The sequence below is a fragment of the Pseudomonas sp. PSPC2-3 genome (genome assembly GCF_049898265.1).
Taxonomy (GTDB): Bacteria; Pseudomonadota; Gammaproteobacteria; order Pseudomonadales; family Pseudomonadaceae; genus Aquipseudomonas; species Aquipseudomonas veronii.
The window spans coordinates 1-26308 of sequence record NZ_JAFCXJ010000020.1; the positions used below are offsets into that span (position 1 = coordinate 1).

General features: G+C 64.5%; 21 protein-coding genes. 8 read left to right on the forward strand and 13 right to left on the reverse strand.

Features of this window, described 5'->3' with window-relative positions; genetic code table 11:
- Positions 1–1391: DUF6531 domain-containing protein (locus tag ACP7E3_RS31620; RefSeq protein WP_426125482.1), on the reverse strand; the 1391-nt coding region annotated here is incomplete at its 3' end.
- Between the two features lie 286 nt (positions 1392–1677).
- Between ACP7E3_RS31620 and ACP7E3_RS31625 the strand changes: the two genes are divergently transcribed.
- The 3 genes from ACP7E3_RS31625 to ACP7E3_RS31635 all read left to right on the forward strand — a co-directional run bounded on the left by ACP7E3_RS31625 (position 1678) and on the right by ACP7E3_RS31635 (position 5254).
- Positions 1678–2652, forward strand: coding sequence for an ABC transporter substrate-binding protein (locus ACP7E3_RS31625; RefSeq protein WP_046383849.1), 975 nt, complete (start codon positions 1678–1680; stop codon positions 2650–2652).
- A gap of 12 nt (positions 2653–2664) precedes the next feature.
- Positions 2665–4014, forward strand: coding sequence for an LLM class flavin-dependent oxidoreductase (locus ACP7E3_RS31630; RefSeq protein WP_426125484.1), 1350 nt, complete (start codon positions 2665–2667; stop codon positions 4012–4014).
- Between the two features lie 61 nt (positions 4015–4075).
- Entirely contained in the window at positions 4076–5254 is a 1179-nt protein-coding gene (locus tag ACP7E3_RS31635) for an acyl-CoA dehydrogenase family protein (RefSeq protein ID WP_426125486.1), read from the forward strand.
- Positions 5255–5353: 99 nt separating this feature from the next.
- On the opposite strand, the gene ACP7E3_RS31640 is transcribed toward ACP7E3_RS31635, so the two are convergent.
- From ACP7E3_RS31640 to ACP7E3_RS31660, 5 genes are all read right to left on the reverse strand, one after another.
- On the reverse strand, positions 5354–6127 hold the full coding sequence (locus ACP7E3_RS31640) for an energy transducer TonB (RefSeq protein WP_046383852.1): 774 nt from the start codon (positions 6125–6127) through the stop codon (positions 5354–5356).
- On the reverse strand, positions 6124–6570 hold the full coding sequence (gene tolR / locus ACP7E3_RS31645; RefSeq protein WP_046383853.1) for a protein TolR: 447 nt from the start codon (positions 6568–6570) through the stop codon (positions 6124–6126). Before tolR ends, ACP7E3_RS31640 begins: the two co-directional genes overlap by 4 nt.
- Before the next feature lie 14 nt (positions 6571–6584).
- A complete protein-coding gene (tolQ, locus tag ACP7E3_RS31650; protein ID WP_046383854.1) occupies positions 6585–7277 on the reverse strand; it encodes a protein TolQ in 693 nt (230 codons plus the stop codon).
- Between the two features lie 49 nt (positions 7278–7326).
- Entirely contained in the window at positions 7327–9192 is a 1866-nt protein-coding gene (locus ACP7E3_RS31655; RefSeq protein WP_301556041.1) for a phytase, read from the reverse strand.
- A 144-nt stretch (positions 9193–9336) separates the two neighbouring features.
- Positions 9337–11850: a TonB-dependent receptor gene (locus ACP7E3_RS31660; RefSeq protein WP_046383856.1), complete on the reverse strand. Its 2514-nt coding sequence runs from the start codon at positions 11848–11850 to the stop codon at positions 9337–9339.
- A 379-nt stretch (positions 11851–12229) separates the two neighbouring features.
- Here ACP7E3_RS31660 and ACP7E3_RS31665 point away from each other — a divergent pair, with 379 nt between their 5' ends.
- Complete coding sequence (locus tag ACP7E3_RS31665) at positions 12230–13144, forward strand: GGDEF domain-containing protein (protein WP_046383857.1); 915 nt, start codon at positions 12230–12232, stop codon at positions 13142–13144.
- Between the two features lies 1 nt (position 13145).
- Positions 13146–14183, forward strand: a complete 1038-nt coding sequence (locus tag ACP7E3_RS31670) for an AraC family transcriptional regulator (RefSeq protein ID WP_177030245.1) — start codon at positions 13146–13148, stop codon at positions 14181–14183.
- Here ACP7E3_RS31670 and ACP7E3_RS31675 read toward each other — a convergent pair.
- From ACP7E3_RS31675 to ACP7E3_RS31695, 5 genes are all read right to left on the reverse strand, one after another.
- Positions 14170–15057, reverse strand: coding sequence for a LysR family transcriptional regulator (locus ACP7E3_RS31675; RefSeq protein ID WP_046488517.1), 888 nt, complete (start codon positions 15055–15057; stop codon positions 14170–14172). The genes ACP7E3_RS31670 and ACP7E3_RS31675 overlap by 14 nt on opposite strands.
- A gap of 198 nt (positions 15058–15255) precedes the next feature.
- Positions 15256–15873 (reverse strand): isochorismate family cysteine hydrolase YcaC, encoded by a 618-nt coding sequence (gene ycaC / locus ACP7E3_RS31680; protein ID WP_046383860.1) that lies wholly within the window; start codon positions 15871–15873, stop codon positions 15256–15258.
- A gap of 27 nt (positions 15874–15900) precedes the next feature.
- A complete protein-coding gene (locus ACP7E3_RS31685; RefSeq protein ID WP_046383861.1) occupies positions 15901–17739 on the reverse strand; it encodes an amidohydrolase in 1839 nt (612 codons plus the stop codon).
- Positions 17736–18326, reverse strand: a complete 591-nt coding sequence (locus ACP7E3_RS31690; protein WP_046383862.1) for an antibiotic biosynthesis monooxygenase — start codon at positions 18324–18326, stop codon at positions 17736–17738. The genes ACP7E3_RS31685 and ACP7E3_RS31690 overlap by 4 nt, the downstream gene beginning before the upstream one ends.
- A gap of 107 nt (positions 18327–18433) precedes the next feature.
- Positions 18434–19345, reverse strand: a complete 912-nt coding sequence (locus ACP7E3_RS31695; protein ID WP_046383863.1) for a LysR substrate-binding domain-containing protein — start codon at positions 19343–19345, stop codon at positions 18434–18436.
- Between the two features lie 206 nt (positions 19346–19551).
- Here ACP7E3_RS31695 and ACP7E3_RS31700 point away from each other — a divergent pair, with 206 nt between their 5' ends.
- On the forward strand, positions 19552–19947 hold the full coding sequence (locus ACP7E3_RS31700) for a helix-turn-helix domain-containing protein (protein ID WP_046383864.1): 396 nt from the start codon (positions 19552–19554) through the stop codon (positions 19945–19947).
- A gap of 58 nt (positions 19948–20005) precedes the next feature.
- A complete protein-coding gene (locus tag ACP7E3_RS31705; protein WP_057004841.1) occupies positions 20006–22765 on the forward strand; it encodes an ATP-binding protein in 2760 nt (919 codons plus the stop codon).
- On the opposite strand, the gene ACP7E3_RS31710 is transcribed toward ACP7E3_RS31705, so the two are convergent.
- Both ACP7E3_RS31710 and ACP7E3_RS31715 read right to left on the reverse strand, forming a co-directional pair.
- Positions 22712–24163, reverse strand: a complete 1452-nt coding sequence (locus ACP7E3_RS31710; protein WP_046383866.1) for a winged helix-turn-helix domain-containing protein — start codon at positions 24161–24163, stop codon at positions 22712–22714. The genes ACP7E3_RS31705 and ACP7E3_RS31710 overlap by 54 nt on opposite strands.
- Before the next feature lie 150 nt (positions 24164–24313).
- Positions 24314–25264, reverse strand: coding sequence for a GlxA family transcriptional regulator (locus tag ACP7E3_RS31715; protein ID WP_102618580.1), 951 nt, complete (start codon positions 25262–25264; stop codon positions 24314–24316).
- 180 nt (positions 25265–25444) lie between these two features.
- Between ACP7E3_RS31715 and ACP7E3_RS31720 the strand changes: the two genes are divergently transcribed.
- Positions 25445–26167, forward strand: a complete 723-nt coding sequence (locus tag ACP7E3_RS31720; RefSeq protein WP_046383868.1) for a pirin family protein — start codon at positions 25445–25447, stop codon at positions 26165–26167.
- Positions 26168–26308 lie beyond the last annotated feature (141 nt).

Sequence of the window (26308 nt, forward strand, 5' to 3'; positions counted from 1 at the left end):
CGTTCAATCTGCTCGAGCCGGCCGAGTTTGTAGCCGAGTTCGATTCGCACATCATTGAGGGAATCGCGTAACCGGCTCAGCCGACCTTGGGCGTCATAGTCGAGGAGGATGCGGTTGTCATTGCGGTCTCCCAACTGGCTCAGCCGCAGGTGCAACGGGTTGCCTGGCGTTGGTTCGAACAGCCGATAAATACCGTCGACGCTTTCAATCAGCACCTGCCCGTTGACATGGCGCCGCACGCTCAGGCCTTCGCCCGCGCTGAACACCGCACCGCCCAAGGGGATCACGCCCATGTCGATCTGCCGGGCCTGCTCGTCGGTGTAGATCAGGCGCTCGCCGCCCTCAGCAAGCCCTCCTATCTCGAGGAAAACCTCGTAGATCACACTCCAACCGGAGCCGAACAGGCCATCGCGGCGTTCGTCCCGACTGCTGTAGTAGCGCTGCCACTCGATCGGCAACAGGCCAGGCAGGGTGAAGTCCAAGTCGTCCTCACCGTCGAGAATTTTCGCCCCCGTGGCGCTGTGTACCGGGTTGGGCGAACCGGCGACCGCCGAGGTAATGGCATTGCTCACCTGGCCGCTGCCCCACGACACCAGCCCGCTCACCACCATGCACGGCAGCTTGCTGAAAAACTTCGCGCCACCGCCGCGCAAGGTCAGCAGCGCCGTCACCGCCAAGCCAACCCCCGGCGTCTTGCCGCTGCGGATTTCGCGGACGACGACCGGGGCGCCGCCGATGATCACATTCGGCGAAACCTGCGCCGTCCCAACCTTGGCCTCGCAGGTGCTGCGATCCCCACTGCGCACGGCGGGCTGGCCGTTGATAAATACGCGACTGGAACCCTCGGCCATGTATTGGTCTGGCATCGGCGGGTGTTTATCGCAGTCGACTTTATCGCCAGGACAAGGCACGGCGCCCAAGGCCGGCGTAGCGACTGTCGGGCGCCATAGCTGAGAGAAAAAGCCTTCAGCGATATCCAGATAAGTAGGCTCACCCTCTGACGCTGCGATTACATCCGAGATCTTGCCAGCCGCCCGCGCCGCGGGTTTGCCGTTGATGAATACGTTGGGCGAACCGCTGCTGATGAAGGCGTCGATGACGGGAGGAAACAGGGCATTGGCGAAATACTCACATAATCGTGAGAGGCCTTTGTCCGCGCCGGATTTGCTCATGCCGACGCCGACCACCGCCCCCACCACGGCGCCGAGTACAACACAGCCGAGGCCGCCAGTCGCCACGGTCAAACCCGTCGCCGCAACCACCGCCGCTGTCGCCAAGGCCGTCACGGCCACGCTGGCCGCAATCTCCAGAACACCGCCTAACACGTCGGCCAGCATGGAACTGTGCAGAAGCGCATCGCCCTCGCGGGCGGCCCAAGGCGTGTCAGTCATGCGCAACGATCCGTGTTTGAAAAAGACCCGGATCAAATCACGCGGTGGTTGCCTTGCTCAGGTGAGACTTTCCGATGCGCTCGTAGGAATACTCCGAATCAGCACCCAAACTAAATGCATCAAAGGAATAATCATAAACTAGATAATCAGTTATTTTAATAATTACCATATAACCAAAAAGAACTTCACAGCAGGTTTTTATGGGAATAACGTTAACCCCTCACCGACCCCTTCTCCAGGCGGAGGTAGCCGAACCCTTTCTTGATCTGCCTGGAGCCTGCATCCCATGGTCTTTGCCTCCCCGTTCAAACGCCTGTTCCTGGGCACCGCACTGGCCTTCGGCCTGAGCACCGGCGCCCATGCCGCCGACCTGCAACCGCTGCGGGTGGCCAATCAGAAATCGACGATCAAGGCGCTGCTGGAAGTCTCCGGCGAAGCCAAGAATGTGCCCTATGAAATCCAGTGGGCGGAATTTCCGTCCGCCTCGCCGCTGGGTGAAGCCTTGAATGCCGGCGCCGTGGATATCGGTGCGCTGGGCGACGCACCGTATGTGTTCGCCCTCGGTGCCGGTGCGGCGCTCAAGGTGGTCAGCATCATCCACGCCGACGGGCGTAGCACCACCGCCCTGCTGGTGCCGAAGGACTCACCCATCAAGACCGTGGCGGACCTCAAAGGCAAGCGCATCGTGACAGGCCGTGGCTCCATCGGGCATTACCTGGCGATCAAGGCCCTGGCCAGCGCCGGCCTGACCACCCAGGACGTGCAGTTCATTTTCCTGCTGCCCAGCGAATCGCGCCTGGTGCTGGACAATGGCAGCGCCGATGCCTGGTCGACCTGGGACCCCTACACCACCGTGGTCACCTCACAAAGCCAGGCGCGGATCGTGGCCAGCGGCAACACGCTGTTGAGCAATCACCTGTACCTCGCGGCAACCAGCCAGGCCATCAGCGAAAAACGCGCGCAGCTCGACGACTTTGTCGCACGCGTCGACCGCGCCTACGCCTGGGCCAATACGCACCCCAACGAGTACGCCGCCGCCCAGAGCAAAATCACCGGGCTGCCGCTGGCCGTGCATGTGGCCGTGGCCAAAGAAACCCACCTGACCCCGGTGCTGATTGACGACGCCGTGATCAGCGGCCTGCAAGCGACCGCCGACACCTACCAACAAGAAGGCCTGCTGCCCCGGCACATCGACGTGTCGCAGGGTTTCGACAAGAGCTTTAACGCCAAGCGTGCCCCCCAAAACCAAGCATCGCGTTAACAGGAGCAGAACATGAGCAAGCCACGTCAATTGAAACTCGGCGCCATGGTTCACGGTGTCGGCCACGGCTGGGGCGAATGGCGCCACCCACAGGCGCAACCGAATGCCAGTACGAATTTTGCGTTCTACAAGCAGCAGACTGAACTGGCCGAAACCGCCAAGTTCGACTTCGTGTTCATCGCCGACAGCCTGCACATCCATGCCAAATCCAGCCCGCATTACCTCAACCGGTTCGAACCGCTGACCATCCTCTCGGCCCTGGCCGCGTTGACCACGCACATCGGCCTGGTCGCCACCGTCACCGTCAGCTACACCGAGCCCTACCAGGTCGCACGCCAGTTCGCCTCGCTGGACCACATCAGCGGCGGCCGCGCCGGCTGGAACGTGGTCACCTCGTGGCTGAGCGGCACCGCCGATAACTTCGGCAAGGCCGAGCACCCGCCACATGCGGTGCGCTATCGCATCGCCAGGGAACACCTGAATGTGGTCAAGGGGTTGTGGGACTCCTGGGAGGACGACGCCTTTGCCTACAACAAGCAAAGCGGTGAGTTCTTCACCCCGCACAAGCTGCACACGCTGAATCACCAGGGCGAGTTTTTCTCGGTGAAAGGCCCGCTCAACATCGCCCGTTCGCGCCAGGGCCAGCCGGCGATTTTCCAGGCGGGCACCTCGGAGGACGGGCGCAACTTCGCCGCCGAGCACGCTGATGCGATCTTTGTGCATGTCGACGGCATCGAAGACGGCCTGGCCTACACCCAAGACCTCAAACGCCGCGCCACAGGCTTCGGCCGCGACGCCGACAGCCTGTCGATCCTGCCGGGTATCCGCCCGATTGTCGGCCGCGACGCCGCCGAAGTGGAACGCCGCTATCAGCAGGCAGTGGACCTGGTGACCGTGGAAGATGCGATTGTCGCCCTCGGTCGCCCGTTCAACGACCATGACTTCAGCCAGTACCCGCTGGACGAACCGTTCCCCGAGTTGGGCGAACTGGGTTCCAACAGCCAGAAAGGCGGCTCCGACCACATCAAACAACTGGCCCGGGACAAAGGCCTGACCCTGCGCGAAGTGGCCTTGCATTTCTCGCGGCCCAAGCGTGATTTTGTCGGCACCCCGGAGCACGTCGCCGATACGATCCAGACCTGGTTCGAGACCGGCGCCAGCGATGGTTTCATCGTCAATTCGGTGCTGCCCGATGGCTTGCAATACTTCACCGAACGGGTGGTGCCACTGCTGCAACAGCGCGGCCTGTTCCGCAGCGAATACAGCGGCCAGACCCTGCGCGACAACCTCGGCCTGGACGTACCGGCCAACCGCTACAGCGTCGCCGCCGAGGTCGAAGCACAGCAGGAGGCATTGGCATGAGCGAATCCCTCCACATCGGCGAGCCAGCCCGCTGCCCGATTTCTGACCGAGTCCATGCATCATGACGTCATCCTCGCCACCGTCCTTGCGCGCCGTGGAAGTCGCCAACTTCGACGCCCTGCTCGACCGTCTCAGCGCCGAACTGGCCGGCAGCGCTAAGCTTTTCGACGAGAGCGGCGCCTTCCCCCACGCCAACTTCAAACGGCTGCATGAACACGGCCTGCTCGCCCTCACCGTGCCCAAGGCCCTCGGTGGCGGCGGCGCCAGCCTGGCCCAGGCACGCAAAGCCATCAGCGCGATTGCCAAGGGCGAACCCTCTACCGCGCTGATCCTGGTGATGCAGTACCTGCAACACACGCGCCTGCAAGACAGCAAAACCTGGCCCGCGCACCTGCGTGTAAAAGTCGCCGAAGACGCGGTACGCCACGGTGCGTTGATCAACGCGCTGCGCGTCGAGCCGGACCTCGGCACCCCCGCCCGCGGCGGCCTGCCGGCGACCACCGCGGTGCGCAGCCCTGAAGGCTGGCGCATCAGCGGGCGCAAGCTCTACTCCACCGGCAGCCACGGCCTGAGCTGGTTCAGCGTGTGGGCGCGCAGTGACGATGCCGACCCGCTGGTAGGCGCCTGGCTGGTCCCCAAAAACAGCCCCGGCATAAGCATCATCGACAGCTGGGACCACCTGGGCATGCGCGCTACCTGTAGCCATGACGTGGCGTTCGACAACGTGCTGGTGCCGCTCGACCACGCCGTCAGCGTCAGCCCCTGGAGCGCACCGCAGCCGGAACTGGATGCCGAGGGGTTGCTGTGGATGTCAGTGCTGCTGTCGTCGGTGTATGACGCCGTGGCCCAGGCCGCGCGCGATTGGCTGGTGAACTGGCTGCAAGCGCGCCAGCCGTCCAACCTCGGCGCCGCGCTGGCGACATTGCCGCGTTTCCAGGAAACCGTCGGGCATATCGACACCCTGCTGTTTGCCAACCGCAGCCTGCTCGACGCCGCCGCCGAAGGGCATACCCCGGCCGGCAATGCGGCGCAGTTGAAGTACCTGGTGACCGGCAACGCGATCCGCGCCGTGGAGCTGGCGATCGAAGCCTCGGGCAACCCCGGCCTGTCCCGCCACAGCCCGCTGCAGCGCCACTACCGCGACGTGTTGTGCAGCCGCGTCCACACCCCGCAGAACGATACCGTGCTGCAAGGCGTCGGCAAGGCGGCCTTCGCCCAACGGCAGAAGGAACGCACATGAGCAAGGGCACCACCCTGAGCTTCCTCGTCTGAGGTGCGCTCGGCCAACGCCTGACTCGGTTAAAAAATGTGGCAGGGGCCTTGTGTCGGCTGGCCAATCTCATTTGATGCGGTAGTGAAAGGTATTGCGCACCGCCGGCACCGCTACCGCCTTGCCGTCAACGATCCTCGGCTGGTAGCGGAAGGTATTCGCCGCCGCCAATGAAGGCCGGATAAACAGCGGGTGACAGCCGTCCAGCACCTTGGGGTTTTCCACGCGGCCCAGGGAGTTGACGGTGTACTCCACCGAGCAATCGCCTTCGATGTTTTTGTCCAGGGCGCGTTCGGGGTACTGCGGTGCTTCTTTGCTCAGCGGCAAGTATTGGCGACTGTCGAACGCCGGGGCTGGAGCAGGTGTGGCAACCCGCGCGGTTTCAGCGGCCAGCCGCGCCTGGTTCAGCCGTTGTTGCTCCAGCTCGCGGTTGTGCTGTTCGGTGGCCTGGCGTTCCTGTTGCTGTTCAAGGCGCTTTTGCTCGACGCGCTTACGCGCCAGGGCCGCTTTCTCCAGTTTTTGCGCCTGGATCTGCGGGTCGAGGGTGGGTTTCACCGGCGTCGGCACCGCCACGGGCTCCGGCGGTGGCGGCGCCACCGCCAGCGCTTCAGGCAGCGGTTCAGCCACGGGGGCCGGGGCCGGCGGCAGCATCACCAGTTGCGTATGCATCACCTGCGGCGCTTGCACCATCGGCTTCTGCGGTGACCAGCCCAACATCAGCCCGGCCACCACACCCACATGCAGCGCAACGGCCAGGCTCGCCGCCAAGCCTTTGCGCCACCACCCGCTGCAATCCCGAGGCGCCATCACCAGGCTCGGACTGTGCATGATCATCGCCGTCATTGCGGGGCCTCGGTCACCAGCCCCAGGTGGCTGACACCGCCCTTTTGCAACACCGCCATCGCCGCGACCACGCGCCCATACCCGGCGTCTTCGTCAGCGCGGATATAGACCTGGGTGTCACTGCGCGCCGCCACCACTTGCATGACCTTGGCGCCCATGTCCTCCAGGCTCACGGCGCTGTCGGTCTGGTGCTGCGTGTCCAGCTCGTCGCCGAGGTTCCAGTAGTAACTGCCGTCGGCCTTTACCGACAGCGTGAGGATCTGCTGGCGGGTGTCGGTGGCCAGCGCCTCGGCGGCGACCTTGGGCAGGTCGATCTTCACGCCCTGGGTCAGCATCGGTGCGGTGACCATAAAGATCACCAACAGCACCAGCATCACATCGATATAGGGCACCACGTTCATCTCGGCCTTGGGCCCGTGCTTGCGTTGCGGCCTGGTTAACATGGGCTTGCTCCTGTTCAGGCGGCCGTGGCCAGGTGGGTCGGCATGCCGCTCAGGCTGCGATGCAGGCGCACTTGCAGTTCATTGCCGAAGGCGTAGTAGCGGGTGAGCAGCGTCTGGCTGCGCGCCGAAAAGCGGTTGTAGGCGATCACCGCCGGGATGGCGGCAAACAGGCCGATGGCCGTGGCGATCAAGGCTTCGGCGATGCCCGGCGCCACCGTGGACAGCGTGGCCTGTTGCACCTGGGACAAGCCGAGAAAGGAATTCATGATGCCCCACACCGTGCCGAACAGGCCGATGTACGGGCTGACCGAACCCACGGTGGCGAGAAACTGCAGGCCCTTTTCCAACTCGATTTCCTGCGCGGTGATCGCCACCTGCAAGGCGCGCTCCACCCCTTCGAGTACCGCCGGATCGTGGCTGTGCAGGTGCTGGTATTCCTCGACCCCGGCGATAAAGATCGGCGCCACGCCGCCCTCGCCCGCCTGCACGGTGTCGCGGTACAGCGCCTGCAGGTCCGGAGCCGCGCGAAAGCGCGGCAAAAACCCGTTCAACTGGCGCTCCAGGCGTCGCAGCACACTGCCGCGCTGGAGGATCAAGTACCAACTGAGCAAGGACGCCAACAGCAGCGTGACCATCACCGCCTTGACCAACAGGCTGGCGTCGCTGATCAACCCCCAGATCGTCATATGTTCCATCGTCGCGTGCATGGTGGTGAACTCCTATTCGATTAAAAAGTGATGACCGGGTGATGACGGCTTACGGCAATTTCAGCGCGCGGGTCACATCGCGCCAGGGCACGAACTTGAAGTTCTGGGTTTGCTCCGGCATACGCTTGCGCCCGTCCTGCACCACCAGCATGCCTTGGCTCCACGGCCCGCCGAGGTTGACGGCGGTGACTTCGAGGCCATCGGTTTCCGACGCCCCATCGATCCCGGCCTCAGCGTTCAAACCGACGCGAAAGGCGCCGTGGGCGGCGAACGGCGGTTCGGCATCCACCACCAGGTAGCTGTCATTGCCTTGGCTGGAGATCACCAGGTAATCGCGCGCGCCGCTCTGGTACAGCGCCAGGCCCTCGACATCCGCGTGCAGTTGCGCGCCGACCTTGATCACGCTGGTCAACGTCGCCGGCTGATCGGCTCGGGCGTCCACCGCCCAGACGCCGACATCTTCTTCACCGATGAACAGGCGCTGACGCTGGTCATCGGCGACGCAGCCTTCGGGTTGGCTGTCGACCTTGAACTGGCGCACCAACTCGCCCTGCACGCGGCCAGCCGGCGCGCTCAAACGGTATTGCAGGAAGGTGCCGTCCTTGCCGTTGGCGATCGCGTACAGTTCACCGCTGGCCGGCTGGAACAGACAGATGCCGTAGATTTCCTTGAGCGGCGTCGGCACTTCGCCGGCTTCGCGCAACTCGCCGCTCTGACGGTCGATGCTGAACAGGCTCAGGCTGTTGTGATCGCGATTGCTCGCCACGGCGAGGTCGACGGTCTGTTGGCCGAGCTTGAAGTTGGGGCGGACATCGACGTTGTTCAGGCGCCCCACTGCCAGCTCCTGCAACAGCTTGCCGTCGAGGTCGTAGGCCAGCAGGCCTTGTTTTTTGTTGGTGCCGAGCACACGGCTCTGCGCCGGTCGTTGCGGGTGAATCCAGATCGCCGGGTCGTCCGCCGCATCGCCTTGGCGCCCGACCGGGTCGGTCTGGCGCTGGGCGGCGACTTCCGGCAGCACCGGCAGCGGCGCGACGGGCGTAGCCTGCCACGTCAACTCGGCCTGATAGAGGTTGCCGCTGTCGTCGTCGCGCAGCAGCAGTTGCCGGCCTTTGATTGCCAGGTTTTCCGCCTCCTTCACACCCGGCAGGTGCAGGCTCGGCAGGGCGACCCAGCGCTCGCCGTCCTGCTGGAACAGCTGCAGTTGCGCGGTCTTCGGATCAAGCGCGACCAGCCCACCCGGCACCAGCGCCATGGCCCCGGCGGCGCGCCCGGGATTGTCGAACAGCGCCACCGGGGTGCGTTTCACCTCGGCTTCCGGGTGCGCCGGGTAGGCCCACCAGCCGACGTTTTCTTCGTTCACCACCAGTTGATGGGTCGCATCGTCCACCTGGCAGAACTGCGCCGACGGCGGCAGCGGCACGCCGCGCACACGCTGGGGTCGGGCCAGCAACGTCGGACCATTGCCCACCAGCCATTGCTCGCCCTTGCCCTCTTCGCCCACCAGGAACACAAACAGGTTGGCCGCCGAGTCGCGATACAGGCACACGCCGTTGACCGGATAGTCGCGGGTCGGCAGGTACAGCGGCGCGCCCCAGCGTTTGCCGGCGCTATCCAGGCTGATCAGCATGGCCTGCTGGCGTTGGTTATCCAGGGTCGCCACCAGCACCTGGGCACCGGCGGCACGGCTGTCGAGGCTGCTGAAGTTGCCCTTGAAACGCGCCAGTTCGGCGCCTTTTTCGTCGAGCAGCAACAGGCCGTCACGGGTGCTGGCGGCCAGGCGTTCGGGGCCGTTGGGCAGGAAGGCCAGCGCCTCGGCGTTCAGGTTCGGCGCCCAACGCGTCAGGGCCAGGTCGGCGGCCAGCGCATGGCCGCAGGTGGCCAGGGCCATCAGCAGGTATAGCTTGGAAAATCTCATGAACAGGCAAATCCTTCGAAAACGATGAACAACCCATGTGGGAGGGGGTTTGCTCCCGATGGCAGTGATTCGGCTGATAAATCCGGCGACTGACACACCGCTATCGGGAGCAAGTCCCCTCCCACACTCGGGTCGAGGTGGTGGTTAGAAATGGGTGAAGGTCAGGCCGAGCTTGTAGGTCGGGCCGTACTCTTCGTACTGGCCGTTGTAGCTGCGGTGGCCGGTGTAGACGAAGTACGACTCGTCGGTGAGGTTCTGCGCCTCGAAGCTGACTTGCAGGTTCTTGGTCAGCGAGTAGCGTGCGCTGAAGTCGACAAAAGTCTGTGCGTCGACGTGCAGGTCGTGGGCCTTGTCGTTGATCGAGGCCAACTCATACAGGTAGGCCGATTTGTAGTTGGCCGACACGCGCAGGCTGAGCTTGTCGTTTTCCCAGCCGAGCATCAGGTTGCCGACAGTGTCCGACTGGTTGGGCAAGCTGATGTTGCGTGTGCGGTTGCCGCCGCTGGCCGCGTCGAAGCCTTCGATATCGGCGCTGGAGCGGCTGAACGTGGTGTTTGCACCGACCAACAGGCCGTTCCACGGCGCGGGCAGCCAGTCGAACTTTTGTGAGTAGGCCAGTTCCAGGCCATAGAGCTTGGCGCTGTCGCCGTTGGCGTAGGTGTGGGCCTCGGCGAAGTTGGTCCAGGCGCCGGTGCCGGCCACGTCGGTGTTGTAGACAAAGTGCTTGATGTCTTTGTAGAACACGAACGCCGACACGGTGCCTGCGCGGCCCATGAAGTGCTCGATGCCCAGGTCGAGGTTGCTCGACTCCAGGGGCTTGAGGTCCGGGTTGCCGAAGGTGGCTTCGTCATCGTCGATCACGAACCCCGGCGCCAGTTGGCCAAAGGTCGGGCGCACCACGGACTTGGTCCAGGCCGCGCGCACCTGGGTGTTCTTGTCGATCTGGTAACGCGCATGCAGGCCCGGCAACCAATGGTGATAACGCCGCTTGGTCTCGGTGGCGCTGAACTGGCCGTCGGTGGCGCCGGTGCCTTTGGCTTCGAACTCGGTGCCTTCGTAGCGCATGCCCGCGATGAAACGCCAGTCGTCGATGTCGATGGTGTTCATCAGGTAGCCGGCGTTGATGTCCTCGCGGATGGTGAAGTCGTTGACCCGGGATTCGGTCTCGTCATAGAAGTCATCACGGTTGAGGCTGCCGATCAGCTGCTTGATACTCCCCGCGCTGATACCCGGGCCGTAATTGCCGAGACGGTAGTCGACGCTGCCCTTCTGGAACCGGGTGAGGTTGAGTTGTTCGTCGGTGAAGCCCAGGTCGTCGAAGTTCTTGTAGACCCAGGCTTCCAGGTCGTTGTCCTTGTGCCGGCGGCTGACCTTGCCGCCGAACTTGACCTGGGACGCGTAGCCGCTCAGGTCGTAGTCGCGGGCCAGGTCCAGGCGCAGGTTTTTCTCGGTGTCTTGGGTGTTCTGTTTTTCCCAGTCGACCTTGTCCAGGGTGAAGTTGCTCGCGTCGTAGAAGCCGGCGCCGACGATCGGACGCGGTTTGTCTTTGTCGTAGAAGCCGCTGTCGGCAAAGTCGCCGCCATCGAAGGTGGCGCCGGCGATATGCGCCGGGCTGTCTTCGCTGGATTGGCTGTAGCCGGCCTGGCCGCTGAGGGTCCACAGGCCGAGCATGCGTTCGCCGCCGAACACGTAGGACTGGATTTCCTGGGTTTCCTCACGGTTCTTCAACTTGCGCTTGCCCTCGGCCACACCCAGCTCGCCAGGGGCCTGGGGGTCGGCAAACTCGAGGCTGGCGGCGTTGCGGGTCTCGGTGTCGGTGTAGCGGCTGTAGAGGGTGCGCAGGTAGTAGCTGCTGAGGTCATCGGGCTTGTAGTCGAAGTTCAGGCCACCGCCAGCGCGTTCGCGGCTGATGTCGTAGTCACGCTGTTCGAACTTGTTGAGTTTGGCCCCCTGGCTGAAGTCCCAGGCGCCGCCGGTTTCGACGTTGTCCGAGCCGAAGTCGCGCTTCTGCCAGCTCAGGGCCGCGGCGACGCCGAAGTTGTCGATACCATCGCCGAGGCTGAAGCGGTTGCTCGCCGCGCCGGAGAATTTCGGGCTGGTCTGGCGCGTGTTCTTGTCGTAGCTGGCCTCGGTGCTGCCGGTGTAGAACAGGCCTTTGTGATCGAACGCCGACAGGCTCTTCACATCGACGGTGCCGCCGAGGGAGTTGGCGTCCATGTCCGGGGTCAGGGTCTTGATCACCGACAGCGACTGCACCAGCTCGGAGGGCAGCACATCGAGGGCCACGGCGCGACGTTCGCTTTCGGGCGACGGCACCAGGGTGCCGTTGATGGTCACGCTGTTGAGGTCCGGGCCGAGGCCGCGCACGCTGACGAACCGCCCTTCGCCCTGGTCGCGCTCGACGCTGATGCCGGGCAGGCGCTGCGCGGCTTCGGCAACGTTTTCATCCGGCAACTGCGCCACGCCGTCGGCATGCACCACGCTCTTGATGCTGTCGGAGGAGCGCTGTTCCTTAAGCGCCTGGTCGATGGCGGCCGCCTGGCCGACCACGTCGACGTGCTCGGTGTGGGTGGCGTCGGCGGCCTGGAGCCGCTCGCTGGCCATCGCCAGGGCCAAGGCGGTGAGCGTAAAGCTGACGAGCCCGGTGCGCTTGTACATGAAGTCCTCCCCAAGAGTCCGTTGGCGCCAGGCAAGAGGCCCGGCAACTGGGAGGGCACGCTAGGGCCGGGGGATGACGGTTCTGTGACAGGGGTTGGCCGCAAGGCCCGTAAACCGGGAGTTTTGCCTGGTTCTCAACGTGGAATGAGCCGAAATGACCTCTGGAGGTCAACGGTGGGAGGGGGCTTGCCCCCGATAGCGGTGGGTCAGTCAATAGATAAGCCATCTGGCACACCGCAATCGGGGGCAAGCCCCCTCCCACCGTTGGTTTTCATCGCGTGTGGGGTGAGCTGATTCGACCCTCCCCCCTCGTCATCCAACCGTCACATCCATCTGCTGTGCTGGCGCCCATCGCTCATTCGCCAGAGGACTCGCGGCCATGTTTTGCGTGCTCAAACCCCACCGCTGGAAACTCGCCCTGCTGCTGCTCGCGGCCAATCTTGGGCTGATCCTGCACCTGGCCTGCGGCGAGCTCAAAAGCGTCAGCGAGTGGGTATGGCTGGATATCATCGGCGAAGGCGGCTCCGCCCTGCTCGCCCTGGTATGGCTGGGCCTGGTGCTGAAAAGCCGCCCCGCCGGGCGCGTCACCAATTACCTGGCACTGGGCCTGTCGTGCATCTTTTTCTCCTGGTGGATCGACAGCCTCGACGAATTCATTCGCCTGCCTGCCAGCATCACCTGGGATCACTGGCTGGAGTCCGGGCCGATGCCGGTGGGCATGATCCTGCTGACCCTGGGTATCTACCACTGGCACCGCGAACAACTGGCGATCAGCGCGCAAATGGAGAAGCGCGAGCGGCTGTTTCGCGAGCACCGGCTGTTCGACACACTCACGCCTCTGGGCGGCGCCGATTACCTCAAGCGCCAACTGGCCGACAGCCTGCAAGACAGCCGCGACCAGCAACAACCGCTGTCGCTGCTGGCTCTGGACCTGGACAATTTCACTGCGATCAACCAGGCCTACGGCCACGCCGAGGGCGATGCGGTATTGCAGGCCCTCAGCCATGTGCTACTGCTCAATCTGCGCCGCCAGGACTTACTCTGCCGCCTGGCCGGCGACCGCTTTGTGGTGGTGTTGCCCAACACCGGCGAGCGCCAGGCCCAGGCGTTGGCGCTGGAGTTGGAGCAAGCGGTGCGCAGCCTGGCGCACAAGACGCGACAACACGGCGAGCGCCTGCAACTGGCGGCGAGCACGGCCGTGGTGATGGCCCTGGACGAGCCGCCCCAGGACTTGCTCAAGCGCCTGAACCTGACGCTCGCCCGGGCCAAACAACCGCTTGCGAAAAGCGCCTGAGATGGCCGTGAAAACCCGTTGGTATGAGGCCGACAGCCGCTTCATCCCAGGGCATTACCAACCCGCCGCGTTGATCGACCTGGCCTTGTCCCGCGACATCGACAGCCATCGCCTGTTGCGCGGCACCGGGCTGTTCCACGAGGACATCCTCGCCGGTACAGCACAACTGAGCCCGCAGCAGTTTCTCGGATTGATCGGCAACAGCCGGCGCCTGCTCGCAGCCGATGAGAGCAGCTTCCTGTTTGGCCAACGCCTGCTGCCCGGCTATTACGGCGCCGCCAGCCATGCCCTGGGCCACGCGCAGAACCTGGATCAGGCGCTGGAGATCCTGATCCAGCAACAGGTGCTGCTCAGCCCGCTGGTGACGCTGCAATTGGAGCGGGATGAACACCATGCCTACCTGTACTGGCGGGACAGCTGCGGCGCCGGCGAACACTGGCGGTTCCTGCTGGAAGCCAGCATGACCTCGCTGGTCGCCATGAGCCGCTGGCTCAGCGGCCAGCGCCTGCCGTGGGAATGCAGCTTCAGCCACGGCGAGCCGCATTACGTCGAACAATACTGGGTTCACCTGGGCGAACACACGCGCTTCGCGCGCCCGCTGGACATGATGTGCATCCCGCGCGAATACCTGGTCATGGCCTGGCCCGGCGCGTCGGCCACCGCCGGCCAAGTCGCGCGCCAGCAAGCCCGCGAGCAGATCGAACAGCTCGGTTTTGCCGACAGTTTTCTCGATTGCCTCTACGACTACCTGCGCGAACAGGTGCGCCAGCCGCCCAGCCTGGAACAGGCGGCCCAGGCGTTCGCCATGAGCCCGGCGACCCTCAAGCGCAAACTGCACAAGCACGACACCGGCTTTCAGCAGCAGGTGGATCGGGTGCGCAAGCACGTCGCGTTGCACCTGTATCAGGTCAAGGGGTTCAGCAACGATGAAGTGGCCGCGTACCTGAACTTCAACGATGCGGCGAACTTCCGGCGTTCGTTCAAGCGCTGGACAGGCACCACGCCGAACCTGATCCGTCAGCTGTTCAACAGCCGTTAGCCAGGCGCTCGCGCAGGAACTCCACCAGCGCCTGCACCGGCCTCGAACTCTGCCGGTGCTGCGGGTACACCGCCGACAGCGTCAGGGCCTCGGGGGCGAAGTCTTGCAACAGCGTCACCAGGCGCCCGTCCGCCAAGGCATCGGCGACGATAAAGGTCGGCAGGTAGGTGACGCCCAGCCCGGCGATGGCGGCGTCGCGCAGCAACTCGCCATTATTGACGCGCATGCGCCCGCTGACGTTCAGCGACTGCGGCTTGCCTTTGCTCTGGAACCGCCATTGCACCTGGCGGCCGTGGCCGTAGGGCAGGCAATCGTGGTCGGTCAGGTCGTCGGGTTTCTGCGGTGTGCCACGCAACGCAAGGTACTCGGGGCTGGCGCAGTACACACGCTGCACGCTGGCGATACGCCGGGCGATCAGGGTGGAGTCTTCGAGGATGCCGATGCGCAACACCAGATCGTAGCCTTCGCCGATCAAGTCCACCGGGCGGTCGCTCAGATCGACTTCCACCGACACCTGCGGATAGCGCTGCAAAAACAGCGGCAGCAGGCAACCCAGATGGGCCATGGCAAACGACAACGGCGCACTCAGGCGAATGGTGCCGCGCGGTTCGCTGTTCTGCCCGGCAATGCCCTGCTCCACTTGCTCGACTTCGCTGAGCAGGCGCAAGGCCGATTCGTAGTAACTCTGCCCCAGGGGTGTGACATCCAGGCGGCGGGTCGAGCGGTTGAGCAGGCGCACGCCGAGGCGGTCTTCGAGTTGGATCAGGCGGCGGCTGACGAATTGCTTGGACAGCCCCAATTGCTCGGCGGCGGCGGTGAAACTGCCGGATTCCATGACCTGGCAAAACAGGCGCATGTCTTCGAAGGGATTCATTGTCGCGTCTCGGTGGACATTTTGCTGATTTATAGCCTGTCAGGTGCTGCACCACAAACCTAATGTGCCAACACAATCAAAAGTGGGAGGGGGCTTGCCCCCGATAGCAATATGTCAGCCACTACATGCATGACTGATCCACCGCTATCGGGGGCAAGCCCCCTCCCACAGGGGATTACCGAGATTCCCGAGGTCGGGTTACTTGGTGGTGAACGCCGAGTAGCTGTTCATCAGGTTGCGGTAGTTGGGAATGCGCGGCGACAGCAGGTTGGCCAGGCCTTCCATGTCGTTGCGCCAGTCAACCTGCAGCTCGCAGGCCACGGAGAACCAGTTCACCAGTTGCGCGCCGGCCGCGGTCATACGGGCCCAGGCAGCCTGTTGCACGGTTTCGTTAAAGGTACCGGAAGCGTCGGTGACCACGAACACCTCAAAGCCTTCGGAGAGAGCGCACAGGGTCGGGAACGCTACGCACACATCCGTCACCACACCGGCAATGATGATCTGCTTGCGGCCGGTCGCCTTCACCGCCTTGACGAAGTCTTCGTTGTCCCAGGCGTTGATCTGGCCAGGGCGCGGGATGTACGGCGCGTCCGGGAACAGTGCTTTGAGCTCGGGCACCAGCGGGCCGTTGGGGCCGCTTTCAAAGCTGGTGGTGAGGATGGTCGGCAGGTTGAAGAACTTCGCCACGTCGGCCAGGGCCAGCACGTTGTTCTTGAATTCGTTGGGGGAGAAATCCTGCACCAGGGAGATCAGGCCGGTCTGGTGATCCACCATCAGCACCACGGCGTCATCTTTGTTCAAGCGCTTGTAAGTCATGGGTTAACTCCTTTGTGGGTTTAGGTATCAGAACGCAAAGCACGAGCAGCCAAACGCACCCCAGAAGCCCTGGAAGTCGCTGACCGGCACGTTGGAAAGACGCGCTTTCTCATGGCCATGAGCATGCACGCCACACGGGCCACTGCAGTGGTGAGCCTGCGCCTGCAGCGGCGAAGCGGGACGCCAGTGCCCCGGCACCTTGACCACCGGCGACCAGTCCGGCAGCACCGGCACGCGCGGCGGTGCGAAATCTTCGAAGTCGCCGGCGCCATACACCACCTTGCCGCCGACCACGGTCAGCACCGACTCGATCCACTTGATGGCCTCTTCATCGACGCTGAAAAAATCCGCCGACAGCGCGGCGACGTCCGCCAACTGGCCGACCTTGATCTGGCCCTTCTTGCCCTGCTCGGACGAGAACCAGGCGCTGCCATGGGTGAACAGCTCCAGCGCGGTCAGGCGCGGCAGGCCTTCGGCGTGCAGCTCCAGGCCACCCACGGTGCGGCCGCTGACCATCCAGTACAGCGAGGTCCACGGGTTGTAGCTCGACACCCGCGTGGCGTCGGTGCCCGCGCCGACCGGTACGCCTTCGGCGAGCATGCGTTTGATCGGCGGCGTGGCTTCGGCGGCCTTGGCGCCGTAGCGCTCGACAAAGTACTCACCCTGGAACGCCATGCGGTCCTGGATCGCAATCCCGCCGCCGAGGGCGCGCACACGCTCGATGTTGTGCGGGGTGATGGTTTCGGCGTGGTCGAAGAACCACGGCAGGCCATTGAACGGGATGTCGCGGTTGACCTTCTCGAACACATCGAGCATGCGCGAGATCGACTCGTTATAGGTGGCGTGCAGGCGGAACGGCCAGCGCTGCTCGACCAGGTGGCGCACCACCGGCTCCAGTTCCTGCTCCATGCTCAGCGGCAGGTCCGGGCGCGGTTCGAGGAAGTCTTCGAAGTCGGCGGCGGAGAACACCAGCATCTCGCCGGCGCCGTTGTGGCGCAGGTAGTCGTCGCCCTGGTGCAGGGTGACGCTGCCGGTCCAGTGCTTGAAGTCGCTGAGTTCTTCCTTGGGCTTCTGCGTGAACAGGTTGTAGGCGATACGTACCGTCAGCTGTTCATCCTTGGCCAGTTGCTCGATCACCGCGTAATCGTCGGGGTAGTTCTGGAAGCCGCCGCCGGCGTCGATCGCACTGGTCAGGCCGAGGCGATTGAGTTCGCGCATGAACTGGCGGGTCGAGTTGACCTGGTATTCCAACGGCAGTTTCGGGCCCTTGGCCAGGGTCGCATACAGGATCATCGCGTTGGGCCGCGCCACCAGCATGCCGGTGGGGTTGCCGTTGCTGTCACGCACGATCTCGCCGCCCGGCGGGTTCGGGGTGTCCTTGGTGTAGCCGGCCACGCGCAGGGCGGCGCGGTTGAGCAAGGCGCGGTCATACAGGTGCAGCACGAACACCGGCGTGTCCGGCGCCGCTTGGTTGAGCTCGTCCAGGGTCGGCATGCGCTTTTCGGCGAACTGGAATTCGTTCCAGCCGCCGACCACGCGCACCCATTGCGGCGTCGGGGTGCGTTCGGCCTGGTCCTTGAGCATGCGCAGGGCGTCGGCCAGGGACGGCACGCCTTCCCAGCGCAGTTCGAGGTTGTAGTTCAAGCCGCCACGGATCAGGTGCAGGTGCGAGTCGTTGAGGCCGGGGATCACCGTGCGGCCCTTGAGGTCGATGACCTGGGTGCCGCTGCCGCGCAGGGCCATGGCCTCGCCATCGGTGCCCACGGCCACGAAGCGCCCCTGGCGAATGGCGACGGCAGTGGCGCGTGGGTTTTCACGGTCCACGGTGTGGAACTGGCCATTGAACAAAATCAGATCGGCGTTCATAGGGTTTCCTTTACAGAGGCTTCAAGCCAGGGAGCGAACAGGCGGGTAGCCGCCGGCATCAGCAGGTACACCACCAGCAACACGATGGTCAGGGTGATCAGGAAGGTGGCGACCACGTAGTTGGACAGGAACGGGTGCAGGCGCAATATCGGGCCCCACACGATCGGTACCAGCAGGGTCAGCGGCAGGATCACGCACAGAGTGACCACGGCCTGTTTCCAGCGCGGCGGTTTGGCGACGCTGTCGGTTTGGGGGGTGAACCAGAACTCGTTGACCGCACCGATTTCGGTGTGGTCGCCGTCGGCCAGCATCGGCGCGGCTTCTTCGATCAGAGTTTTGCGCTCGGGGGAGTCGAGCCAGCGTTGCAGGTCGTCGGTGGAGCGGTAGCGCAACACGCAGGTGAACAGCGACAGGCCGTCGTGTTTACCGCGCACGACGTCGACGCCGAGGTGGCCCGGGCGTTCGCCGGCGATGCGTACTATGCGGCGTAGCCACGCTTCGTAGTTGGCCTCGCTGCCGGATTTGATCCGGTGTTTGACGATCAGGGTGACGACTTCGTCGGAACCGGTTTCAGGTGTTGGGTCCATGGTGTGTTCTTCCCCCTGGAGAGCTGAGCGATGAGACGAGTTTGGCGGCGACGGGCGATTCGGAATTGGATGTTTGTGCTGTTTGGCGCGGTGACTTGCCGGGCCGCCTACGCGGGGAAGCTGGACATGTGCGCGCTGATCCGGCTCCTCAACCAGCGCTCCGCCGGGTCGTTGTCATGCACCCCGCTCCACACCATCGACAGCTCCGCGGCGTCGATTGCAAACGGTGGGTCCTGCGCGCGCAACGTGGTGCCTTCGGTCAAGGCGCACGCTGCGTAGTCCGGCACGGTCGCGATGATCTGCGTGCCCGCCAGTAACGCCCGCAAGCCACTGAATTGCGGCACCGCCAGCACCACCCGGCGCGCCCGGCCGATGCGCGCCAGGTCGAGGTCGATATTGCCGCTCAAGTCCCCCGAAAACGACACCATGGCATGCGGCCGTTCACAGTATTCGTCCAGGCTCAGCGGTGCGGTGCCGCCATCGCCGCGCAGCACCTTGCACGGAATGTCGCGCAGTTTCTTGCGCTTGGCATTGGCCGGCAGATCCGTGGTGTAGCTGACTCCCACGGTGATCTCGCCACTGGCCAGCAGCGACGACATCAACAGGTAATTGGCGCGGCGCACCACCACCACGATCCCCGGTGCCTCGTCGCGCAGTTGGCTGAGCAACGGCGGGAACAGGCCGAATTCGGCGTCATCGGACAGGCCGATGCGGAACACCGCACAGCTGGTGGAAGGGTCGAAATCCTTGGCGCGGCTGACCGCGCTCGAGATGGTGTCCATGGCCGGTTGCAGCTCCTTGAGTATCGCCATTGCGCGTGGTGTGGGCTCCATGCCGCGCCCATTGCGCAGCAGCAACGGGTCGTCGAACAAATCGCGTAAACGGCCCAAGGCCGCGCTCACCGCTGGTTGGCCCATAAACAGTTTTTCGGCGACCCGGGTCAGGTTCTTCTCGAACATCAGCGCTTCGAAAATCACCAGCAGGTTCATGTCGACGCGGCGCAGGTCGTTGCGGTTCATGGTGGTCCCCAAACAGTTGACAGAGCACCAGCTAAGCACGCGGCGCGGCGAGCGCGATTGCACACCTGTGCTGTCTTTTCCACGCCAACAACTGGCGAAATTAACAACGATTAACTCGTCAGTCGGACGGCACGGCACCAAGAATGAGGCCGTCTACACTGCATCCATTCACCGGGAACGCTCCCATCGACTGCGGATATTTCGTCATGGCCCGACTTGAGCACGGTGCTCCAAGCTTCTGCGCGACCGGCGGCCTCTGCCCCCGGCGCGAGCGTATCGCCAAGCAACTGATCCTCGCCAACCTCGGCGAAAGCCTGGCGATTGCCGACCTGGCCCAGGCCTGCGCACTGTCGCGCAGCCACTTCTCCCGCGCCTTCAAATGCACCACCGGGCTGTCGCCGCAGGAATGGATTCGCCAACAGCGCATCCAGCGCGCCAAGGAGTTGATCACCGGTACGTCCTTGAGCCTGACGCAAATCAGCCTGGAATGTGGTTTCTGCGACCAGGCACACTTCTGCCATATGTTCACGCGCAGCGAAGGCGTCAACCCGATGACCTGGCGTAATCACCAATTGCGTCGCAAGCAGGCGATTGCCGCCTAGTGGTCAGCGCAAGCGTGGAATATGCTGGGCGAACCCTTTTTTCAGAGCGCGCGCTGGCATGAACGACCTCAGCGAACAGGCCGTACACTTCGGCCCGTATCGGATACACCCGCGCCAACGCCTGGTGCTGGAGGCTGGCCGGCCGTTGCGCCTGGGACGGCGGGCAGTGGACATCCTGCTGATCCTGCTGGAACAGGCCGGCAATGTGGTGAGCAAGCAGGAACTGATCGCGCGGGTCTGGCCCAAAAGCGTGGTCGAAGACGGCAACCTGCGCGTGCATATGGCGGCGTTGCGCAAGGCCCTGGGCGATGGCCAGGCCGGGCAGCGCTATATCGTCACCGTGGCCCAGCGCGGTTACAGTTTTGTTGCGCCACTGAGCATCGAACCGATGACCCTTCCAACCGACGGCAGTGCGCAAAGCCAGGCCCACAACCTGCCGCTGCGCAGCACGCGGATGATCGGCCGCCAGGCGCTGATCGATGCGCTGGTGCAGCAATTGCCGCAACAACGCTTTATCACCCTGACCGGCGCGGGAGGCATCGGTAAGACCACGGTCGCGCTGCGTGTCGCTGAGCTGCTGATCGGGCATTACCGCGACGGCATTCGCCTGCTCGACCTCGCCCCCCTCAGCGCGCCGTCGATGATCCTGCCCAACCTCGCCGCCCTGCTCGACCTCACCCCCGACGAACACGCGCCGCTGTTGACCCTCGCGCGCAGTCTCCACACGCGCCAGTTGCTGTTGGTGATCGACAACTGCGAACACCTGCTCGATGACATCGCCCTGATCAGCGAGACCCTGCTGCGCCACGCGCCCAACGTTCACATCCTCGCCACCAGCCGTGAAGCACTGCGCGCCGAGGGTGAATACGTGCAGCGCCTGGAGCCGCTGGCCTGCCCGCCCGCCACCGGCAACCGTGCCCAGGCGCTGGGCTATCCGGCCCTGCAACTGTTGATCGAGCGCGCCATGTCCCATCAGGACAGCTTCGCGCTCAGCGAAGCCGAACTGCCATTGGCGATTGATATCTGCCAGCGCCTCGACGGTATCCCGCTGGCCATTGAACTGGTGGCGGCGCAGATCGAACGTTTCGGCCTGCAAGGCCTGCTGGTACAGATGGAAGACAACTTTCGCCTGCTGACCCGTGGCCGCCGCAGTGCCCTGCCCCGTCAACAGACGCTGCGCGCCACGCTGGACTGGAGTTTCGACCTGCTCGCGCCCTGCGAACAGATCTGCCTGCGCCGCCTGGCGGTGTTTCGCGGCGGTTTCAGCCTGGCCAGCGCGGCGGCGGTGATCGCTGGGGAACAGATCGCACCGGCCGAGGTGCTGGGTTCGATCACCCAACTGGTGGCCAAGTCCTTGCTCAATGTCGAGCCCGGCGATGACGAGATGGTCTACCGCCTGCTGGACATCACCCGCACCTACGCCCTGGAAAAGCTCAGCGTGGCCGCTGAACTCGACACCACCCGCGAGCGCCACGCCGCACGCTGCCTGGCCTTGATGGAACAGGCCCGGGACGATTGGGAACTGACCGCGACGCAGCCCTGGATCGACCGCTACGCGCCCCTGCGCGAAGACATCCGCGCCGCACTGGATTGGGGCCTGGGCGACCAGGGCACGCACCTGTTGGGTATTCGCCTGACGGTCAGCGCGATGCCGTTGTGGCAGGAGCTGTCATTGCTGGGGGAACACGGGCTGTACGTGGGCAAGGCGCTCGCACGGCTGGCGCAATCGCCCGCGCCGAACCCGCACTTGCACATGGCGTTGCAACTGGCGCTGGGCAGTTTTTCGTATCACACCCAGGGCGGTACGCCGCAGACCATTGACGCCTTTGCCTACGCGCGGCGCCTGGCCGAAGCGAACAACGACTTGAGCGGCCAGTTGCGTGCGGTGTCGGGCCATATGGCGGTCAACCTGTGTTGCGGAAATTATCGCCAGGCACTTGCGCAAAGCCTGCACTTCGATCAACTCGGCCCCCAGGCCGACCCCTTGCTCGACCTCAGCGCCCAGCGCCTGCGGGTACTGGCCCAGCACTTTGCCGGTCACCAGGCATTGGCCCTGCAAAATGCCGAACAGGTGATCCAGCGCATGGCCCACAGCGGCCATCTGAACCGGTTCACCCATGGCTTCGGCGTGCAGTACGACCAGGGCGTGGCCTCGCTGACGATCCTCGCTCGCATCCTGTGGCTGCGGGGGTTCCCGGAGCGTGCCTGGCGCACCGCGAACCAGGCCCTGGAACTGGCGCTGCAGATCAACCACGGCACCTCGATCTGCTACACCCTGGCCCTGGCCGGGGTGGTCATCGCCCGCTACAACGGCGACGCGGCCGCGGCCCATTCGCTGCAGGAACTGTTGTTGCAACAAGCGCAAAAGCACTCGGTGCAGCTGTTTCATACCTGGGCCCGACACTACGCGGGCGCAGCGCCGACGCAAGCCATGCCCGGGCTCGGCCTGATCGCGGATACCCTGGTGACCTTCAATGCGGGCGCGCTGGACGCGGCGATGTTCGAACGCGCCAAAAGCGGCGCGGCCGGCTGGTGTACAGCAGAGATCCTGCGGGTGCGCGCCGAGCACAGTGACGACATCCCGGCAGAAGCGCTGTTGCTCGAGGCACTCGGCCTGGCGCACCAGCAAGGCGCCCTGGCCTGGGAGTTACGCAGTGCGACCGCGCTGGCGCGGCTGTGGCAGCGCCAAGACCGCCGGCAAGCGGCTCGCGAGTTGCTGGACTCGGTCTACGGGCGATTCAGCGAAGGGTTCGCCACCCAGGACCTAATCGGCGTGCGCCGCCTGCTCGACGAGTTGCAGGACAAACGGCCGGCCTGAAAACGCCCCCAGATAATGCCCATACCCTTGCTGCAGGCGCGCCACTTGCAGCGGGTCGCGCAGTTGCGCCAGGGCGTAGCTGCGCACGCTGTTGAGCAAGCGGTAACGCTCGGGACCGAGGCCGGGCTCCACGCTCAGCAGCGAGATGTCGACCAGTCGCCGCAGCAGGTATGGCAGGTCGGCGTGAGCCAGCTCGGTGCCGGCGATCAACTGCCCCAGGACGGGCAAGCTCACCGCCATCTTGAACAGGCCCAGTTGCAGGAACAGCCAACGCTCCGGCAGGCTCAGGCGCTCGTATGACCAGTCCAGGGCCGCCGCCAGGGATCGGTGGCGTTCCAGCGCCGTGCGCCGACCGCGCGCCAGCACTTGCAGGCCGCTGCGCAATTGCACCTGCAAGCCCTGCACGCCGAGAGCATCGACCTGGGCCGCCGCCAGTTCGAGGGCCAACGGAATACCGTCGAGCCGGCGGCAGATATCGCGCAGCGCCGGCAAGTCCTGGGGCCGCAGGGCAAACCCTTGCTGACTGGCGCGCACGCGCGCGACGAACACCTGCACCGCCGAGTAGGCCATCGCCTGCTCGACGCTGCCCCAGGCGGACGGCATCGGCAGCGCCAGGCGAGGCACGCGCTGCACCCACTCGCCAGGCACCCGCAAGGCTTCGCGGCTGCTCAACAACAGCGTCACCCCAGGCGCGCTGGCCTGCAGCGCGCGCACCAGATGACGGCAGGCGCCGAGCAACACGTCGGCGCCATCGAGCACCAGCAATAACTGGCGCGAGGCCAATTGACGGAAGAGCGCCGCGGCACTGTCAGCCGCGTCGAGCCCGAGGGTCTCGGCCAACTGGCGCAGCATTGCCGTGGGCGTATCGACACCGGCCAGATCCAGCCACCACACGCCGTCGCGATAACGCAGCAACACACGCTCGGCCAACGCCAGGGCCAGGCTGCTCTTGCCGACGCCAGCGCCTCCGGTGAGGGTCATCAGGCGTTGCCCCGACAGGCGTCGGACCAGCGTCCCCACCAGTTCGTCGCGACCGATCAGCGGGCTGAGCCGGGTCGCCAGGTTGTGCCGCGGTGCCGCGTTCCCAGCGGCCTCCTGCAGCGGCGCAACCAGGCAATAGCCGCGTTGGGGTTCATTGAGAATGTAGCGACGACCGTCCAATGCACGGCGCAGGGCGGCGATATGCACCCGCAGGTTGTTCTCTTCCACCACGCTGCACGGCCAGACGCGGGCGATCAGGGTGTCTTTGCTGACAAATTGCCCGGGCGTTTCGAGCAGCACCGCCAGGATGTCCAGCGCGCGCCCGCCCAACGGCACGGGCATGCCCGCCTTGCTGACCAGGCGCTGCTGGCGATGAAAGGTGTAAGGGCCAAAGCGCATCGCATGGTCGTTGTTCATCTGCGTAAAAGCGCTGAAACACCCGAGCTTGGGCGTCCGCGCATCCTTCTTCCATGGGCCTGCCGTTATCTTGCCAGCTCGTTGTAACAGGACAATGCTGGCACGGGGAGCGATACGGACAATCGGGTGCGCGAGACGGACATCCTGTCGTTAACTGAACTGCTGTCGGTATTGGGTGGGGTTGAGGCCGAGTTTTTCACTGAACAGAAAGCGCATATGCCGCACGCTGCCAAAGCCTGCGTGAAAGGCCACGGTCTTGAGCGGCAGGTCGGTGGTTTCCAGCAGATGCCGGGCGCGGTCGATGCGCGCGCCCTGCAGGAAGGCCATCGGCGTCATCTGCACCTCTTTGGCGAACAACCGCGCAAAGTGCCGCGCACTCATGCCGGCGAGTGCCGCCATGGATTCGATGGTGAACGGCTGGTCCAGATGCGCCAGCACATGGCTCTGCACCCGCGTGATCGCGGTTTCCTGGGGCGCCACGGCGGCGGTCATCGGGCTGAACTGGGCCTGCCCGCCCTGGCGCTTCATCACCACCAGCAGCACTTTGGCCACGTCCACCGCGACCTGCTTGCCGTGGTCCTGGGCGACAACCGACAGCGCCAGGTCGATGCCCGCCGTCACCCCGCCGGACGTGATCAGGCGGCCGTCCTGCAGGTAGATGCGGTCGGTTTCGACAACGGCCTGAGGGAAGGCCTTGATCAGCCGCTCGGTGTAATGCCAATGGGTGGTCACGCGGTGGCCGTCGAGCAACCCGGCATACCCCAGCACAAAGGCACCGGTGCAGATCGAGCCGAAGCGCCGCGCGCGTGGAGCAGCGGCCTGGAGCCAGGGCAACAGGTCGGGGTGGCATTCGTTATAGGCACCGGGACCACCGGGCACCAGCAGCAGGTCATAGGCATCGTGCGCCTGGGCCAGCAGCAGGTCGGGCTGCACGACCACACCATTGGACGCACGCAGCGGACCGGGTTCGGTGCCGACGATCAGGATCCGATAGTGCTGCGCCGCTGGCAGGTAGCGGTTGGCAATCGAAAACACTTCAAGCGGCCCAGCCATGTCGAGCAGGAGGAAGTCCGGAAACAGCGCCATGGCCACGGTGTTCATAGAGGGAGACGTCCATCAGGAAGGAAGGCAGCGGGTATTATGCCACGTCCGCAACTGTCAACCTAAATGCGACAGTTATTCAGATATCAGCTTCTTAATGAATATTCCAGTAACCAGTAACCTTCTTCTCAACGCAAGCGCCCTGCATTTCGCAGCCCGCTCTGACTTGAGGACACCACCATGCTGACCCTTCGCAAAGCCTCCGACCGCGGCGCCGCCAATCACGGTTGGTTGAAGTCGTTCCACACCTTCTCGTTCGCCAACTACTGGAACCCCGCCGAACAGGGTTTTTCCGACCTGCTGGTGATCAACGATGACCGCGTCGCCGCAGGCCGTGGCTTCGGGCAGCACCCGCACCGCGACATGGAGATTTTCTCCTATGTGCTCGAAGGCGCCCTGGAACACAAGGACACCCTGGGCACCGGCTCGGTGATCCGCCCCGGCGATGTGCAACTGATGAGCGCCGGCAGCGGCGTGGCCCACAGCGAGTTCAACCATAGCCAGAGCCGTGGCGTGCATTTCCTGCAGATCTGGATCGTACCGAATGTCTCCGGCGCCGAACCACGCTATCAGCAGGAGCACTTCAGTGCAGCGCAGAAACGTGGACGCTTGCAGTTGATCATCTCGCCGGATGGCGCCGAAGGCTCCCTTCACGTGCGCCAGGATGCACGGGTCTATGCCGGGCTGTTCAACGCTGACGAAAGCGCAAGCCTGGACCTGGCGCCGGACCGCCACGTGTACATCCACGTGGCCCGCGGCAGCGTCGAGATCAACGGCCAACGCCTACAGGAAGGTGACGGGGCCCGCGTGCGCGATGAGCGCCAGATCCGCCTGAGCCACGGTGACGATGCCGAGGTGCTGGTATTTGACCTGCGCCCTCTGGAACTGCCGCAGATGCCATGACGGCTGCACGATAGCCCGCCGACGCGGGCTATCGCTGGCGTCGATAGTCACCATCAGCCCAATGAAGTTCTCTTAAAAATGCCAACGCGTAACATCAAACCCACACCAGGCAACACCCTAATCAAACACTCGGAGCACACT